This window comes from Pseudarthrobacter sp. KH_020_B (genome assembly GCF_057840185.1).
On the sequence record NZ_CM174506.1, the window covers coordinates 591,010 to 607,815 of the forward strand.

Here is a 16,806-nt window from a genome sequence, read left to right on the forward strand (position 1 = left end):
TAGCCACGGCAGGGGTTGCCGCGACGCCTTCCGCTGTGGCTACGGTAGAGGTGTGCCGTACAGGGGGGAAGCAGATCCGCAGGAACAGCCTGGTGCCCAGCAAGCCCGGCTGCTGGCCAATGCCGCCGCGCTCAAGCGATTTTCGCGCCGCGGGTTCCTGGCCGGTACGGGCGCCTCGGCCCTGCTGGCAGCGGACATGCTGGTTACCCGCCGCGTCCAGGCGGAGCGGCGGGTCAACAGGATCCTGCCGGTTGCGGACGACTTCGCCGACGCCTACTACCCGAACGCCAGCTGGTTCCTCTTCCCCGGCTACAAGACCAGCTGGGAAGAGGCGCTCTGGATACTGAACGCGATGCGTGGTTCGCTGAACAAGCGGGGCCAGCTGGCCGCCGTCGGCTATTCCAACCAAGGGCTGGACATCGATGCGGTGGTGATCGCCGTCATCGAACACGTCCGGGCGAAAAAGCTCACCAAGCTCTTCTTCTACGGCCACAGCTTCGGCGGCATGGTCGCCACGCAGGTGGCCGCGCGGCTCAGGGAATTCCACGGCGTGGAGGTTGACTTCATCCTGCTGGACTCCAGCCCCTACAGCCGGAGCGACGTGCTGGACGAGAGCTGGTTCGACGGCGTGGTGTTCCTCTACGAGAGCGGCTTCCGGGTCCCGTCCGTGGTCCGCGGCAGCTACGAACTGGGGGAGCGCGTCATCCACAAGGACGAGCGGACCTGGCGGCAGATCCTGGACCAGACCCTGGAGCAGCTGTCCCCGATCGCCCCGTCCAGTGTGCTCATCCAGTCCGAGTCGGCCTACATCTACCACTTCGACGGGAACCGGTATGTGGACAAGCTCGGCGGCACGCGGATGGCGTACATCGGCAACCCGAAAGACCGCACGGTCCGTTACCAGACGGCCAAGGACGCGTGGTCGGCGGCGTTCCATCCCCACATGGTCTCCATGGACCTGCAAACGGACGGTGCCCTGCCGGCGCACGCGAGCCCGGGCTGGAATCCGCTCATTTACAGGCCCATCGTGGAGCGGCTGATGGACGACTTTTTCCCGCTGCCCCGCGGCGGCTCGAAGGTGACCGTGTTTTAGATCTGGTTCTTCAGGTCGGCCACGGAGTTCAGCACTTGGTTGGGCCGGAACGGGAAGGCAGCAATGTCCTCGCGCTGCGTAATGCCGCTGAGGACCAGGACCGTGTGCAGGCCTGCCTCCATGCCGGCGATGATGTCGGTGTCCATCCGGTCCCCGATCATGGCCGTGGTCTCGGAATGCGCATCGATCTGGTTCATGGCGGACCGGAACATCATGGGATTCGGCTTGCCCACAATGTACGGTTCCCGGCCGGTGGCCTTCGTGATGAGCGCCGCGATGGCGCCAGTTGCGGGCATGGGACCGTCCTTGGACGGGCCGGTGGCGTCCGGGTTGGTGGCAATGAAGCGGGCTCCGGCCAGGATGAGGCGGATTGCCATGGTGATGGCCTCGAAGGAGTACGTACGCGTCTCGCCGAGCACCACATAGTCCGGGTCCTGGTCGGTGAGGATGAAGCCCGCCTCGTGCAGCGCCGTCGTCAGCCCTGCCTCGCCGATGGTGTAGGCGCGGTTCCCGGAGCCGGAACCCCGCACCTGGTCCTTGAGGAAGTGGGCGGTGGCCAGTGCCGACGTCCAGATGTTTTCCTCGGGGATCTCCAGCCCGGAGGCACGCAGCCGGGCGGCCAGGTCGCGGGGCGTGAAGATCGAGTTGTTCGTCAGCACCAGGAACCGCTTGGACGTGTCCACCCAGCGCTGGATCAGTTCGGCGGCACCTGGGACGGCATGGTTTTCGTGGACGAGCACGCCGTCCATGTCTGTCAGCCAGCATTCGATCTCCTGGCCGCTGCGGTAAACCGCCGGTGAACCCTGTACCTGGTCTGCTTCTGCCACGTTAACCTCCGCCGGTGATGAATGCTCCAGTGGTCCAGTCTAGTGTTGAGGGGTGAAACAAACGCCCGGAAACCCAGCCGAACCTCATCCGATTCCAGCGGAGGAGCCAGCGCCCGAGGAGGCGCCGGAGCCCAAGGCGGAGGTCGGCGTCGGGCCCTGGGAGGGTTCGTGGCCGGAAGGTGACCACTGGGATCCGGACCTGCTCGCCGACGGCGACCGGCGGAACGTCGTGGACCAGTACCGGTACTGGAAGCACGACGCGATCGTGGCGGACCTCGATTCCAAGCGGCACAACTTCCATATCGCCATCGAAAACTGGCAGCACGACCTCAACATAGGCACCGTGGTGCGCACCGCCAACGCGTTCCTCGCCAAGGAAGTCCACATCATCGGCCGACGCCGGTGGAACAGGCGCGGGGCCATGGTCACCGACCGCTACCAGCACGTCCGCCACCACCCCACCGTGGAGGATTTTGTAGCGTGGGCGCAGGGGGAGGGGCTCGCGATCATCGGCATCGACATTTTCCCGGATTCCGTGCCGCTGGAAACGTTTGAGCTGCCGCGCGATTGTGTCCTGGTCTTCGGCCAGGAAGGGCCCGGGCTGACGCCGGAGGTCCACGAGGCGGCCCTCGCCACCCTGTCCATCGAGCAGTTCGGCTCCACCCGCTCCATCAACGCCGCCTCCGCCGCCGCGATCGCCATGCACGCCTGGATCCGCCGGCACGTTTTTAGCCAGCGCGTCTGACCCCCGCCGATAATCCGAGATGCAACTATCGGTAATCTTCGCGAATCCCTAGGTCCACAAGTTACCCGCCAGTAGCATGTGGCTTGGATCACGCTCATTGGCGAGTGTGGCACTGACTGGAGGTTCAATGAAGCATCCTTCTGTACGCGTCTGTTCGGCCGTCGCCCTGGCGGCGGTTCTTACGTTCGGTGGCGGCGCGGTGGCCTACGCCGCGCCGGCGCCGGCCATGAATCCGGCAACGACCGCCAACCCGCTCGACTTCTACACCATCCCCGCCTCGCTCCCGGCCAACAACGGCGATCTGGTCCGGTCGGAGCCGTCGGTCTTCTACGTCGATCCACTCAAGAGCATCCGCGCCAAGGCCTCGGCGCAGCGCATCATGTACCGCTCCGTGAACAGCTCCGGGGCGGCTATCGCCGTGACGGGGACCGTCCTGGTACCGACGGCCGCCTGGGCCGGTTCCGGGCCTCGTCCGCTGGTCAGCTACGCCGCCGGGACCCAGGGGCAGGGCGACCAGTGTGCGCCATCCCGGGCCATGGCCGCCGGCGAGGAATACGAAGGAGTCTTCATCGCCGGGCTGCTGGCGCGGGGCTACTCCGTGGCGGTGACCGACTATGAGGGCCTCGGCACGGCCGGCAGCCACACATACATGGCACGCGAATCGCAGGCGCATGCCGTGCTCGACGGCGTCCGGGCGGCCCAGCGGTTGGGGAACCCTCAGATCGTCCCCGGCGGCCCGGTGGCGCTGGCCGGTTACTCGCAGGGTGGCGGCGCCTCCGCTGCCGCCGTCGAGCTCGCAACCCAGTACGCCCCGGAGCTGAACCTCAAAGGCGCCTACGCGGGGGCCGTCCCGGCCGACCTCCCGGCAGTCGGGAGAAACCTCGACGGCGGCCTGTACACCGGGTTCCTGCTGTACGCGTTGACGGGCGTGAGCGCCGCCGGCGGGCTGGACCTGAGCCCGTACCTCAACACTGCCGGGCGGGCGAAGCTGGCGGCGACAGACAACGAATGCACGCTGCAGTCGATTGCCTCAAGCGGCTTCCTGAACACTGCGCAGCTCACGGTGTCCGGGCAGAAGCTGAGCTCCCTGCTGGACCTCCCCGAGGTCAAGCCGGTCCTCGCCGAGCAGAAAATCGGCAACGGTCGGGCACCACAGGTCCCCGTGCTGCTCTCGCACAGCGTCCTCGATGACGTCATCCCCTACGACCAGGGCCGGCAGTTGGCCAAGCGCTGGTGCGCCGCCGGATCGTCGGTGTATTTGGATGTCACGGCCGTGGCCACCCACATTGGCGGCTACGCGGCCGCCATCCCGCAGGCGTTCATCTTCCTGGAGCGCCGCTTCGCGGACCGGTCCTCAGTGAGCAACTGCTGGTTGTACGGCTAGACCCCCTGCGCGAGATGGCACTTCGCGGCAGTGCCAGCGCGGCATTGCCGCGAAGTGCCAGCCCGGTGCCGCGTGTGAGCGCAACTGTTACCGGCCTGCGTGACCCGAAACACTGCCCATGCACAGAAATGGCTAGGATGGTGGCTAGCCGTAAGAGGTCTACTCCAGGGTCACAACCCACAGACGAAAACTCAGCATAGGAGTCACCATGCCCATTGCAACCCCAGAGATCTACTCCGAGATGATCGACCGTGCCAAGGCCGGAGGCTTTGCCTTCCCCGCGGTCAACGTGACCTCGTCACAGACTCTGAACGCAGCCATCCGCGGTTTCGCCGAGGCTGAGTCCGATGGCATCATCCAGGTTTCCACCGGTGGCGCAGCGTACTGGTCCGGCGCGTCGGTCAAGGACATGGTTGCCGGTTCGCTCGGCTTCGCCGCGTTTGCCCGTGAAGTGGCCAAGAACTACAACGTCAACATCGCCCTGCACACGGACCACTGCCCCAAGGACAAGCTGGACGGCTTTGTCCTGCCGCTGCTGGCAGCTTCCGAGGCAGAGGTCAAGGCCGGCCGGAACCCGATCTTCAACTCGCACATGTGGGACGGCTCGCACGAGACCCTTGAGGACAATCTGCGTATCGCCCGTGAGCTGCTGGAGCGTTCGGCCGCGGCGAAGATGATCCTCGAGGTTGAAATCGGCACTGTTGGTGGCGAGGAAGACGGCGTTGAGAACGAAATCAACGAGAAGCTCTACACCACTACCGAAGACGCCCTCGCCACCATCGAGGCCCTCGGCACCGGCGAGAACGGCCGCTACATGACGGCACTGACCTTCGGCAACGTCCACGGCGTGTACAAGCCCGGCGGGGTGAAGCTGCGCCCGGAGCTGCTCAAGCAGATCCAGGCCGAGGTGGGTGCCAAGATCGGCAAGGAGAACCCGTTCGACCTCGTGTTCCACGGCGGTTCGGGCTCCTCCGACCAGGAGATCGCGGACGCTGTCTCCTATGGCGTCATCAAGATGAACGTCGACACCGACACGCAGTACGCGTTCACCCGTCCGGTGGCCGGGCACATGCTCGCCAACTACGACGGCGTGCTGAAGATCGACGGCGAAATGGGCAACAAGAAGACCTACGACCCCCGCGTCTGGGGTGCCTCGGCCGAGGCCGGCATGGCTGCACGCATCGTCGAGGCCGCCCGCCAGCTCGGCTCCCTCGGCAAGACGTTCTAGCCATGTCCGACGAGTTCCGCAGGAACCTGATGGGCCCGGAGCCAACGCTCCTGCCTGCCGAGACCGAGGTCTACGAGCAGCTTGACGCCGGCGCCGAAGCCCTGGACCTGGTGGAGAAGCACCCCACATCGTCACTGTTGTGGGCTGTCCTGGCGGAGGAGGCGTGGGCCGAGGGCCGCACCATCGATTCCTACGCCTACTCGCGCGTGGGCTACCACCGCGGGCTGGATTCGCTGCGCCGCAACGGCTGGCGCGGTGTGGGCCCCATCCCGTGGGAGCACGAACCCAACCGCGGCTTCCTGCGGGCGCTCTACTCGCTGGGCCGCGCGTCCGCGGCCATCGGCGAAGCCGAGGAACCGGAGCGCATCGAGAAGTTCCTCAACGACTCGGACCCGGCAGCCAAGGCAGCCATCGAGGGCTGACAGACAAGAACGACGGCGGGCGGTCACCTTTTCAGGAAAGGTAACCGCCCGCCGTCGTACTTTTCCGTTGGTTGAGCTCGTCGAAACCTGGATTTCGACAAGCTCAACCACCGGCAATCCGTTGGCTAGGCCTTCGCGAGCCCCGTGCGGGCCATGGCGTCGGTGTAGACGACGCGCATTTCCTCGAGGTACTGTTCCTGCCGCGCGGGCGTCCCGGCGAAAGCGCGGCCGCTGAGGGAGCGGACCTTGTAGGTCTTCAGTCCGCGGCGCCAAAGCAGCGGAACTTCGGTCTTCAGCAGCAGGTTGGCCAGGCGGTTGGCTTCGGTGCCGTGTGCCACGATCACCGAGGCGCGGGGGACCACGGCGAGGAACTTCAGCAGCGGCTTGAGGCCGGCGGAAATCTGGTCCGGCGTGAACTTGCCGTTGACCTCACCGGGGGTGTGCCAGGGGTGCACGTTCCACGGCATCACGAACTCGGGGCGCAGGCCCAGCTTCCACTGGATGCCGAGCATGCGGGTGGCGGCGTCTTCGTCGCCGGCGGTGATGAAGCCGGACGGGTCAGCCTCGCCGATGTTCGAGTAGAGGCTGATGATGCGGCACTCGTCTACGTCGTGCATGGGGTCAACGTAGGGGACTTGGGTGTGGGGCTTGACGCTCTGCAGGGAATCGCACAGCTCGTTGACGGCGGCAACGTTGGGCTCGTAACGGCGGTTCAGGAGCTGTTCACGGAGGGATTCTGGGGCCAGGGCTGTCATATGGTGCAATGTCTCCTGCGGGGCTCGGCGATGCTGCCAATCCGAAAAATGGGCGCGTGATGGGCGCACCGATTCCGGCGTGGTTTGAAATGTGGTGTGGACCGATTCCTGGTCGATCTATATCAGTTTAGCAAGCCCCGCGAAATGCGGACCGCGTCCGGTGGGATTGCGTGACGAAAGGCATAGGCCGACAACCTTGTCAAGTGGATTGACAGCTTTCGTTTAGCTTGGTTGGCTTCTGTGACAGCCGCAGTCGAGGACGTTGCGGCTGGTCGCACCCTACATGCACTCGAAAGAGGTAACGTACCGTGAACAAAACCCTGGCAACCTTAAGGACCGTGGCTGTATCCGGAGCCCTGGTTCTGGCGGCAATCGCCGCGCCGGCACCGTTGGCCCATGCAGTGGGCGAAGGCCCCAACTATGACGGCAATGGCCAGATAACCACCTCCAAACTGGCAACCTATGACGAGCTGGCCTCCTTCCTGAAAGACCAGGACGCCCGCCAGCCAGCCATGGATTTGGAGGTGATCGGCCAGACTGTCAAAGGCCGGGACATCCACCTGGTGAAGTACATTTCGGACCTGGCCAAGCCCACCATCCTGTACCTGACCCAGCAGCACGGCAATGAGCAGCTGACCACCGAGGGTGCCATGGCATTTGTGAAACACCTGGGGACCGGGAAATCGGGGGACATCCTGGACGGAGTGAACATCCTCATCGTTCCCATGCTCAACGCCGACGGCGCGATGGGAGATGTGAACTTCCCGCTGGATGACTACCTGGCCAAGGGCGACCGCCACATGACGCGATACAACGCCGAAGAGGTGGACCTGAACCGCGACCATGTGGCCAAGATCCAGCCCGAAACCCAGGCGCTCCACAACAACGTCATGCGCAAGTACACCATCGACTACATGATCGACCTGCACCACCAGGGCACCCGGAGTGAACGCGACGGAAAACTGGTCTCCGGGTCCATCCTCTACCCCACTACGGCCAACGCCGATCCGGCTGTGGTGGAAAAGTCCAAGCAGTTGGGCGCCGTGGTCTTCAACAACGTTGACTCCACAGGCTGGGGCCACTTGGGCAAGTATGTGGGCGGCAGCGCCGAGACCATCAGCCGCAACGGCATCGCAGTGGAGTACGGGATCGCCACCCTGCTCTTCGAAATGCGTGGCATGTCTGATCACTATCTGGACGGCTACGCCCTCGGGCTCCGCAGCAACGGTTACCTGATCCAGCAGACGGTGACCACGCTGACCACCACTGCGGCGGCCATCGCAGATGGTTCGATTGCCGACGCCGACACCTCCTTCTGGGACAGCCTGGACACCCAGGCGTCCCGGCCGGGTGAGGAAGCTGACGACGAGTAGTACTTCGCGGGAAGTCTGCCCGTGGTCCTTTGCTGCGCGCGAAGGCCACGGGCACCCCATTGAGTGGACAAAGTCTGTGATCGGCTAAACTTGGGTGGTAAGAGCCCCGGACTCTTGCGTGGCTGGCCGCCGTAGCGGTCCGGCCAGGCTATGGCCTTCGGGGCATTCTCATGAACGGCGCTACACGGGTCTGCCATCTCGGTGGACGGACCTGTGCGGCCCGAACGAATGGGGGAGGATCCCATGCCAGCAATCGTGATCGTAGGAGCCCAGTGGGGCGACGAAGGAAAAGGCAAGGCCACCGATCTTCTCGGCGGCCGCGTTGACTACGTCGTAAAGCCCAACGGCGGCAACAATGCCGGGCACACCGTCGTCGTAGGCGGTGAGAAGTATGAGCTCAAGCTCCTTCCGGCCGGCATTCTGAGCCCCAACGCGATTCCGATCATCGGCAACGGCTGTGTGGTGAACCTTGAGGCCCTGTTCCAGGAGATCGAAGGCCTGCAGGCCCGTGGCGCGGACACGTCCAAGCTGCGCATCTCCGCCAACGCGCACCTCGTGGCGCCGTACCACCAGGTCCTGGACAAAGTCACCGAGCGTTTCCTCGGCAGCCGCGCCATCGGCACCACCGGCCGCGGCATCGGCCCGGCCTACATGGACAAGGTGGCCCGCCTGGGTATCCGTGTCCAGGACGTCTTTGACGAGTCCATCCTCCGCCAGAAGGTGGAAGGATCCCTGCGCCAGAAGAACGAACTCCTGGTCAAGGTCTACAACCGCCGCGACATTGTGGTGGACGAGATCGTGGACTACTTCCTGGCCTTCGCCGAGCGCCTGCGCCCGCTGGTCATCGACAGCACGCTGGTCCTCAACAACGCCCTGGACGAGGGCAAGGTTGTGCTCATGGAAGGCGGCCAGGCCACGTTCCTGGACGTGGACCACGGCACCTACCCGTTTGTGACCTCCTCCAACCCCACGGCCGGCGGCGCGTCCGTTGGCTCGGGTATCGGCCCCACCCGGATCTCCCGCTCCATCGGCATCATCAAGGCCTACACCACCCGTGTTGGCGCCGGACCGTTCCCCACCGAACTGTTCGACGAGATGGGCATGTACCTGCAGAAGACCGGTGGCGAGTTCGGCGTCAACACTGGCCGGCCGCGCCGCTGCGGCTGGTACGACGCCGTCCTGGCCCGCCACGCTTCCCGCGTGAACGGCTTCACGGACTACTTCGTCACCAAGCTGGACGTCCTCACCGGCATCGAGCAGATCCCGGTCTGCGTTGCCTACGACGTCGACGGTGTGCGGCACGACGAAATGCCCATGACCCAGACCGAGTTCCACCACGCAGTGCCCATCTTTGAGTACTTCGAAGGCTGGACCGAGGACATCACCGGTGCCCGCACCCTGGAGGACCTCCCCGAGAACGCCCGCAACTACGTGCTGGCCCTCGAAAAGCTCTCCGGCACGCGTTTCTCCGCAATCGGCGTCGGCCCGGACCGCGACCAGACCATCGTGGTCCACGATCTGATCAACGACTAACAGCCTGTAACGCACGACGACGGCGGGTCACCCTGGTGGGCTGCAGGCGCGGACGGCAAGATTGAGGCACACGCTGAACTGATCAACAGATCGTTCCACCAGACACGCGGGAGAGGGACGCAGCGATGCGTCCGCGCATTCCTGGTGGCAAAGACGCCTCCAGGCAGGACCCCGCCGACCGGAAGGATTTTCGTCATGGCCGGAAAGTTTGAAGTATTTCTGGATACGGATTCACGGCTCAGGTTCCGCCTGATGGCGCCGGAACAGGGCTGGTCACCGATCTCTCGGCGCCTCCAAGGTTGCACAGCCGGCCCCTGTGGCAGTCTCCGTCCAACTCCAGCCGAACTGCAGTGACCAGAGCGTTCCGGCCACCAGGGCGCACACTTTTGTTGTCGCCAAAAAACCGCGCCTGAGGGTGTCAGCACCGAGCTGGACGTAGGCAGCCCGGGCCGGTGTTCCGGCCCTGAAAAGTTTTTTGTCCGACAGCGTAACCCCAGCGGCGCCTGGAACGATTACCCCTATGAAGCGCCGGTCTGGAACTTGTCCCCCATCATGTTCCAGCCCGGCTCTTTTGTTACCGGAGGGTAAAGTTAGCTGGCGAGGGCATTCCGCGGATGACATGCGGGCCCTAAGCTGAGCAAAGTCCAGTCCCCTCCACCGAAGGCCCTGTGTCCGTGACAGATGCACTGACAGACGACGTTCTGCATGCGCGCGCCCGCGATCCGGAGCTCTTCAGCATCGTGTACCGAACCTACGCGTCACAGGTCCTGGGCTACCTCACAGCCCGCGGGGTAGAAGATCCGGAGGCAGTTATGCAGGAAGTCTTCCTCGCCGTCCTGCCCAGGCTGCAGACTGTTACCGGCGGCGTCGCCGGGCTGCGCACGTTTGTCTTCTCCGTGGCGCACGCCAGGATGGTGGACGACCACCGGAGGCAGCAACGTACCCCCATTAAACTCCCGTTCGAACCGGAGCTGGACGGACGCGAGGAGTCCTCGGCCGAGGATGAGGCACTGCGGCGGATCTCCCCGCAGGAGGTCGCGGATCTCCTGGACGAGCTGCCGGATGAGCAGCGGGAAGTGCTGTCGTTACGCCTCGTCGCGGGGCTGACAGTGGAACAGGCGGCCGCCGTTATGGGAAAGAGTGCAGGCGCCGTTAAACAGCTGCAGCGCCGTGCCCTGATCCGGCTGCGCGAGCAGTCCGCAGTGAAGGAGTACGTGGCGCCATGACGTCCAATGCCAGCTCCCTGATCCGGACCGTTGATGAAATGCTCCTCGACGCCGGTGGAACCGATGCCGCCGGCCTCCGCGAAACCCTGCTCGGGCTGGGCGCCCTTGGCTCCCTGCCGGTCCCCGAACCCGGACCTGAACTGGCTGCACTCCTGTCAGGGCAAACCCACAAGTTCGGCCACACCCACCAGCTCGCCCGGCACCGACTGCTCCGCAAACACCGGACCACAGTTGTGGGCCTTGCCGTCATCGCCGGGATGGGGTTGGGGGTTACAGGTGTGGCCGCCACCGGGTCAGCCCCGAACGCGCAAGCCAGCAGCTCCGTTCAGCAACTGTTGCAGGAATGGGCTCCCGGCTGGTCCATCACCGGGACTCCGGCCGCCAGCGGGAGCGCCGCCGATCCGGGGGAGGCGCAGTTGCCCGCGGAGCCGGCAGCCCCTGCCGACGCAGCGCCGGAACAGCCCCAAAATGCTGAACCGGAAACTGCCACGCCTGGCTACGGTCCGGAAAATCAGGGCGCGGGTACCGGCCCGGCCGGCCGCGGAAACGGCGGGTTGCCCGGGACGTCGACCGGCAAGACAAAGGCGGACGACGGCGGCACGCCGGGGAACGCTGCCACCCAGGAAATCAACGTTCCTGCCAAGGGCGCCACCGACGCCGCTGCCAAGCTCGACAAAGCCGGAAAGCTGGTTGCCGGTACCCTGGCCGAATTTGCCGCGGCGGGGGAGTCGCTGACGTCAGCTATCGTGCCTCCGGCCCTGAGAGAAAAAACCGGGGCCGGCAGTGCCGACCCCGGTTCAATCTGGCTGAAGAAGTTCAACCGGTAGTCAGGTTTTCCGTCAGGAACAGCCTGTCCGTTGGTAACTGCTTCCAGTCAGGAAAGCAGCTGCCGCTTGGAGGAAATCACTCCGGTGTCGAAGCCGGCCAGGTGCAGTCCGCCGTGGAACCGGGCGTGCTCGATCTTCACGCAGCGGTCCATCACCACGTTGAGCCCGGCCGCTTCCGCGTCCGAGGCCACGTCCTCGTGCCAGGAGCCGAGCTGCAGCCAGAGGGTTTTGGCGCCGGCCGTGATGGCTTCGTCCAGGACGCCCGGGAGGTCGTCGTGCTTGCGGAACACATCCACGATGTCCGGGCTCTCGGGAAGGTCGGCCAATGACGCGTAGGTGGGTTCACCAAGAATCTCCTTGACCACTGGGTTCACGAAGTACACCTTGTACCGCGCGGACGACTGCAGGTACGTCGCCACAAAATAGCTCGCCCGGGACGGCTTGTCCGAGGCGCCCACGATCGCAATCGAGGTGGCTGCGCGCAGCAGGTTCAGGCGCTCCGGAGCGGAAGGTCCGGTCCAGGTACGTTCGCCGGTGCTCATACGTTCGCTCCGATCGTGCAGGAATCCACGGTCTCGACAAGCTCGACCACCGGTGCCGACGCCGCGTCCAGGGCCTGGTCCAGGTCCCACAGGATGTCGTCGATGTCTTCCAGGCCCACAGAAATGCGGACCAGGTCCTCGGGAACACCCGCGGACTCCAGCTGGGCCGGGTTTAGCTGCTGGTGCGTGGTTGAGCCCGGGTGGATCACCAGCGTGCGGGAATCGCCCACGTTGGCAAGGTGCGAGGCCAGCTGCAGGGATTCGATGAACTTCTGCCCGGCAGTGCGGCCGCCCTTCACGCCGAAGGAGAACACGGAGCCCGGGCCCAGCGGCAGGTACTTCTTCGCGCGCTCAAAGTGCGGGTGCGAGGGAAGCCCGGAGAAGTTGACGTAGGCCACGCGGGGATCGGCCTCGAGCCATTCGGCCACGGCCTGGGCGTTTTTCAGGTGTTCGTCCAGGCGCTGCGGAAGGGTTTCCACGCCCTGCAGCAGCTGGAAGGCCGAGAGCGGCGAAAGCGCCGGGCCGATGTCGCGCAACTGCTCGCAGCGCAGCTTGGTGAGGAAGCCGTACTCGCCGAAGTTGCCCCACCAGGAGACATTTCCGTAGGACGCCACCGGCTCGGTCATGGTGGGGAACTTGCCGTTGCCCCAATCAAACCGGCCGCTCTCCACAATCACGCCGCCCAGGGTGGTGCCGTGCCCGCCGAGGAACTTGGTGGCGGAGTGGATCACGATGTCGGCGCCGTGTTCGATCGGGCGCACCAGGTACGGCGTGCTCAAGGTGGCGTCGACCACGAGGGGGACGCCGGCGTCGTGCGCTACCTTCGCCAGGGCCGCCAGGTCCTGGACTTCCGACGACGGGTTGGCCACCACCTCGACGAAGATCGCCTTGGTGTTCTCCTGGACCGCCGCGGCATAGTCCGCGGGGTCGGTGCCGGGAACGAACGTGGTGTCAACGCCAAAGCGGCGGAGGGTCACATCCAGCTGCGTGACGGTGCCGCCATACAGCTGGGAGGCCGCCACGATGTGGTCGCCGGACTGGGTCAGCGCGGCGAACGTGATGAACTCCGCGGCCATGCCCGACGACGTCGCCACCGCGCCGATGCCGCCTTCCAGCGAGGCGATGCGCTCCTCGAACGCTGCCACGGTGGGGTTGCCGATGCGGGAGTAGATGTTGCCGTACTTCTGCAGCGCAAAGAGGTTGGCGGCGTCCTGCGTGTCCTTGAACACGAAGGACGTGGTCTGGTAGATGGGCACCGCGCGGGCGCCGTGCTCGGCGTCGGGCGTGCCGCCGGCGTGCAGGGCGCGGGTGCGGAATCCGAATGTGCGGTCAGCCATCAGACAGCCGCCAGTTCGGTGGTTGCGCCCAGCCCGCTGGTTGAGCCAAGCCCGGTGGTTGAGCCTGTCGAAACCCCGGTCAGGTCGAGTTCGGTACCGTTCTTCCGCGCGAGGTCGGCCTCCAGCTCGCGGACGATCGGCAGGATGTCCTGGCCGAACGCGGCGACTTCCTCCTGGAAGTGCAGGTAGCCGGTGAGGAACAGGTTCACGCCGATCTTCTTGTACTCGACGATCCGCTCGGCGATCTGCTCCGGGGTGCCGATCAGCTGGGTCTTGAAGCCGTCGTTGTACTGGACCAGGTCCTCGAAGCTGGAATCGGCCCACATGCCCTTGCCGTCCTTGGTGGACGCGCCGGCTTCCTGCACGGCGTCGCGGAAGCCCTGGACGGCGGGCTTGTGTGCCTTCGCCACGATTTCGCGGAGTGTGTCGCGGGCTTCCTTTTCGGAGCCGCGGGCGATGACGAAGCCGTTGAGGCCAAACCGCGGTGCAGCAAGGGCGCCGCCGGTGCCGCGGCCGGTCTCACCCGAAGCGGCAACCACACCGGAGATGTTCTCCTTGAAGCCCTCCAGGTCCTTGCCATTGGAGAAGTACCAGTCGGCCACGCGGCCGGCGGTGGCCTGCGCCGCCGTCGAGTTTCCGCCGAAGAAGACTTCGGGGTGCGCACGGCCGGGGACGTCCACGGGGGCCGGGTTCAGGGTGAAGTCGGTGATGTTGTAGTACTTGCCGGCCTGGCTGTATTCCTGCTCGGTCCACAATCCGCGCAGCACCTTGATGAATTCCTCGGTGCGGACGTAGCGTTCATCGTGCTCCAGCCAGTCGAGGCCGAAGTTGGTGAACTCGTTCTTGAGCCAGCCGGAGACGATGTTGACCGCGGCGCGGCCGTTGGAGATGTGGTCCGCGGTGATGATGTATTTGGCCAGCACGCCGGGGTGCCACATGCCCGGGTGGACGGCGGCGATGACCTTCAGGCGCTCGGTGGCGGCGAGCAGGGCCAGGCTGAAGGACGTGGCCTCGTGCTGCTTGTCGGCTCCATAGGAGGCGGCGTACCGGGTCTGCGTCAGGGCGTATTCGAAGCCGGAGTTCTCGGCGATCTGCGCGAGCTTCTTGTTGTACTCGAAGTCCCAGCCGGTGCGCTGTTCGATGGTGGAGACCACCAGGCCGCCGGAAACGTTCGGCACCCAGTACGCGAACTTGAGCGGCTCCGAGAGACGGGCAACGTTGCTAATGTCGGTCATGAGTTTTCCTTTACTAGGGTCCGCTCGCGCAGGACGTCCTGGATGCCGGCGATCGCCGGTTCGTTTTGGAGGGAGGTGGTATCGCCCAGGGCGGTCCCCTCGAATAATTGGGTGAGCAGCCGGCGCATGATCTTGCCGCTGCGGGTCTTCGGTACGTCAGGAACGACGACGACGTCGCGCGGCTTCGCGATGGGGCCGATCGCCTTCGCGACGTGTGCTTTGAGCTCCTCCTGGATTTCGGCAGGCTCAATCACCGGACCGGTGGTTGAGCCTGTCGAAACCTTCAAGACAACAAACGCAACGACGGCGTGCCCCGTCTTGGGATCGGCGACCGGACAGACACCGGCCTCCACCACGTCCGGGTGGGACACCAGCGCCGACTCGATCTCGATGGTGGACAGCAGGTGGCCGGAAACGTTCAGGGTGTCGTCCACGCGGCCCAGGATCCAGATGTCGCCGTCGGCGTCGTACTTGGCGCCGTCGCCGGCCAGGAACCAGCCCTGCTCCACGTACTGGCTCCAGTAGGAGTCGTAGTAGCGCTGTGGGTTGCCCCAGACGGTGCGCGCAATCGCGGGCCCGGGGGTGTCCACCACAATGAATCCCTGGACGCCCGGCGGCACTGTATTGCCGGCGTCGTCCACGATCCTGGTACTGACGCCCGGCAGGGGGCGGGCCGCGCAGCCTGGCTTGAACTCGGTGTCGGTGGGGGCGGGGGAGAGGATGGTGGCGCCGGTTTCGGACTGCCACCACGTGTCCACCACAGGTGCCGTGCCGGCGCCGACGTTCTGGCGCAGCCAGCGCCAGGCCTCGGGGTTGACGGCTTCGCCCACGGTGCCGAGCATCCGGATGGAGGAGAGGTCGTACGTGTCCGGCACGCCGTCCGGGAACCAGCCCATGAGGGAGCGGACCAGCGTGGGCGCGGTGTAGTACTGCGTGACGCCGTAGCGTTCGATGATTTCGAAGTGGCGGCCTGGGTGCGGGGTGTTGGGCGTGCCTTCGAAGATCACCTGGGTGACGCCGTTGGAGAGCGGGCCGTAGATCTCGTAGGTGTGCGCCGTGACCCAGGCGAGGTCCGCCGTGCACCAGTGCACGTCCTGGTCCCGGAGTGCCGGATCCGGGTTGCTGAAGAGGTGTTCGAAGCTCCAGGACGCCTGGGTCAGGTATCCGCCGGAGGTGTGGACCAGGCCCTTCGGCTTACCCGTGGTCCCGGAGGTGTACATGATGAACAGCGGCGTTTCGGCGTCGAACGCCTCCGGTTCGTGGACTTCCGCGGCGTTCCCGACGGCGTTATGCCACCACACGTCGCGGCCTTCAGTCATGTTCACCGTGTGAAGGTCCTCGGCGGGCGTGGTGCGGTTGACGACCAGCACGTGCTCGATCGCGTTGTCGCCCGCGACGGCAGCGTCCGCGTTGTCCTTGACGGGCACGGCCACGCCGCGGCGGAACTGGCCGTCCGTGGTCACCAGGAGCTTGGCCCCCGTGTCCTCGACGCGGAACTTCAGGGCGTCAGCGGAGAAGCCACCGAAAACGAGCGAGTGGATGGCGCCGATCCGGGCCACGGCGAGGGTGATGATGACGGTTTCGGGGATGACCGGCAGGTAGATGACCACGCGGTCGCCCTTGGTGATGCCCAGGGCCAGCAGGGCGTTGGCCGCCTTGGAGACTTCGCGCTGCAGCTCCGCGTACGTGATGGTGCGGCGGTCGCCGGGCTCGCCTTCGAAGTGGAGGGCCACTTTTTCGCCCCGGCCGGCTTCCACGTGGCGGTCCACGCAGTTGTAGGCGACGTTGAGCTTGCCGCCCTCAAACCAGGTGATCTCCGGGCCTTTTCCGGCTGCGGCGTCGGCCGGGACGCGGCGATGGGCCGTGTGCCACGGCTTGCCGCCGGAGTTTCCTGCGCGCTGTGCCCAGTCCAGGCGGAGGGCCTGCTGCTCCCAAAATGCCACATTGTCCGGCTGGGTTTCTTCGTTCTGAGTTTCGTTCCCGGTGGTGGTGGTGCTGCTGTGGCGCGCCGGCCCTCCCGACGGTGCGCCGTGCACGGCGACGTCCTTGGGCTCGGTCGAGGACCATCCCGATGAGCCGCTGGAAGGGCCGGGCGCGTCACGCAGCCCTGCTTCGACCGCCGTCGCGTTCGAAGTGGAATGAAGGGAGTCCGTTGCAGCAGCCGCTGCGGCGCTGGCGGGACTCAGGGTGGACAAAGGCGTGGCAGAGGATACTTCTGATGTCATAGGTGCGCTCCATCGATCCTGGCAGTAGCACCCACCGCTTTTCGCCGAGGATGG

15 protein-coding genes are annotated in these 16,806 nt (G+C 65.5%); 9 read left to right on the forward strand and 6 right to left on the reverse strand.

The features are described 5' to 3' along the window. Positions 1-52: 52 nt before the first annotated feature. A complete protein-coding gene (locus tag AC3IT0_RS02880) occupies positions 53-1,093 on the forward strand; it encodes an alpha/beta fold hydrolase (protein ID WP_489322305.1) in 1,041 nt (346 codons plus the stop codon). Here AC3IT0_RS02880 and AC3IT0_RS02885 read toward each other — a convergent pair. Beyond that, positions 1,090-1,920, reverse strand: a complete 831-nt coding sequence (locus AC3IT0_RS02885; protein ID WP_489322306.1) for an HAD-IIA family hydrolase — start codon at positions 1,918-1,920, stop codon at positions 1,090-1,092. The two genes, AC3IT0_RS02880 and AC3IT0_RS02885, sit on opposite strands and share 4 nt — an antisense overlap. A 52-nt stretch (positions 1,921-1,972) precedes the next feature. Between AC3IT0_RS02885 and AC3IT0_RS02890 the strand changes: the two genes are divergently transcribed. The 4 genes from AC3IT0_RS02890 to AC3IT0_RS02905 all read left to right on the forward strand — a co-directional run bounded on the left by AC3IT0_RS02890 (position 1,973) and on the right by AC3IT0_RS02905 (position 5,699). Next, the gene (locus AC3IT0_RS02890) at positions 1,973-2,665 is read left to right on the forward strand and encodes a TrmH family RNA methyltransferase (RefSeq protein WP_489322307.1); all 693 of its coding nucleotides are present in this window, start codon (positions 1,973-1,975) and stop codon (positions 2,663-2,665) included. A 127-nt stretch (positions 2,666-2,792) separates the two neighbouring features. After that, entirely contained in the window at positions 2,793-4,049 is a 1,257-nt protein-coding gene (locus AC3IT0_RS02895) for a lipase family protein (protein WP_489322308.1), read from the forward strand. A 208-nt stretch (positions 4,050-4,257) separates the two neighbouring features. Beyond that, positions 4,258-5,277, forward strand: coding sequence for a class II fructose-bisphosphate aldolase (fbaA, locus tag AC3IT0_RS02900; protein WP_489322309.1), 1,020 nt, complete (start codon positions 4,258-4,260; stop codon positions 5,275-5,277). Between the two features lie 2 nt (positions 5,278-5,279). Next, a complete protein-coding gene (locus AC3IT0_RS02905) occupies positions 5,280-5,699 on the forward strand; it encodes a DUF3151 domain-containing protein (RefSeq protein ID WP_489322310.1) in 420 nt (139 codons plus the stop codon). A gap of 125 nt (positions 5,700-5,824) precedes the next feature. Here AC3IT0_RS02905 and AC3IT0_RS02910 read toward each other — a convergent pair whose 3' ends face one another. Continuing rightward, positions 5,825-6,454: a uracil-DNA glycosylase family protein gene (locus AC3IT0_RS02910; RefSeq protein ID WP_489322311.1), complete on the reverse strand. Its 630-nt coding sequence runs from the start codon at positions 6,452-6,454 to the stop codon at positions 5,825-5,827. Positions 6,455-6,762: 308 nt separating this feature from the next. Between AC3IT0_RS02910 and AC3IT0_RS02915 the strand changes: the two genes are divergently transcribed. From AC3IT0_RS02915 to AC3IT0_RS02930, 4 genes are all read left to right on the forward strand, one after another. Next, entirely contained in the window at positions 6,763-7,827 is a 1,065-nt protein-coding gene (locus tag AC3IT0_RS02915; protein ID WP_489322312.1) for a M14 family zinc carboxypeptidase, read from the forward strand. Positions 7,828-8,070: 243 nt separating this feature from the next. Next, entirely contained in the window at positions 8,071-9,360 is a 1,290-nt protein-coding gene (locus tag AC3IT0_RS02920) for an adenylosuccinate synthase (RefSeq protein WP_058932815.1), read from the forward strand. Positions 9,361-10,034: 674 nt separating this feature from the next. Continuing rightward, on the forward strand, positions 10,035-10,586 hold the full coding sequence (locus AC3IT0_RS02925) for an RNA polymerase sigma factor (RefSeq protein ID WP_489322313.1): 552 nt from the start codon (positions 10,035-10,037) through the stop codon (positions 10,584-10,586). Next, entirely contained in the window at positions 10,583-11,413 is an 831-nt protein-coding gene (locus tag AC3IT0_RS02930; RefSeq protein ID WP_489322314.1) for a hypothetical protein, read from the forward strand. Before AC3IT0_RS02925 ends, AC3IT0_RS02930 begins: the two co-directional genes overlap by 4 nt. 47 nt (positions 11,414-11,460) lie before the next feature. On the opposite strand, the gene AC3IT0_RS02935 is transcribed toward AC3IT0_RS02930, so the two are convergent. The 4 genes from AC3IT0_RS02935 to acs are packed head-to-tail and all read right to left on the reverse strand — an operon-like array spanning position 11,461 to position 16,752. After that, entirely contained in the window at positions 11,461-11,955 is a 495-nt protein-coding gene (locus AC3IT0_RS02935) for a CoA-binding protein (RefSeq protein WP_489322315.1), read from the reverse strand. After that, complete coding sequence (locus tag AC3IT0_RS02940) at positions 11,952-13,292, reverse strand: O-acetylhomoserine aminocarboxypropyltransferase/cysteine synthase family protein (RefSeq protein WP_489322316.1); 1,341 nt, start codon at positions 13,290-13,292, stop codon at positions 11,952-11,954. Before AC3IT0_RS02940 ends, AC3IT0_RS02935 begins: the two co-directional genes overlap by 4 nt. After that, positions 13,292-14,527, reverse strand: coding sequence for a dimethylsulfone monooxygenase SfnG (sfnG, locus tag AC3IT0_RS02945; RefSeq protein WP_489322317.1), 1,236 nt, complete (start codon positions 14,525-14,527; stop codon positions 13,292-13,294). The genes AC3IT0_RS02940 and sfnG overlap by 1 nt, the downstream gene beginning before the upstream one ends. Beyond that, the gene (acs, locus tag AC3IT0_RS02950) at positions 14,524-16,752 is read right to left on the reverse strand and encodes an acetate--CoA ligase (protein ID WP_489322318.1); all 2,229 of its coding nucleotides are present in this window, start codon (positions 16,750-16,752) and stop codon (positions 14,524-14,526) included. The genes sfnG and acs overlap by 4 nt, the downstream gene beginning before the upstream one ends. Positions 16,753-16,806: the final 54 nt, after the last annotated feature.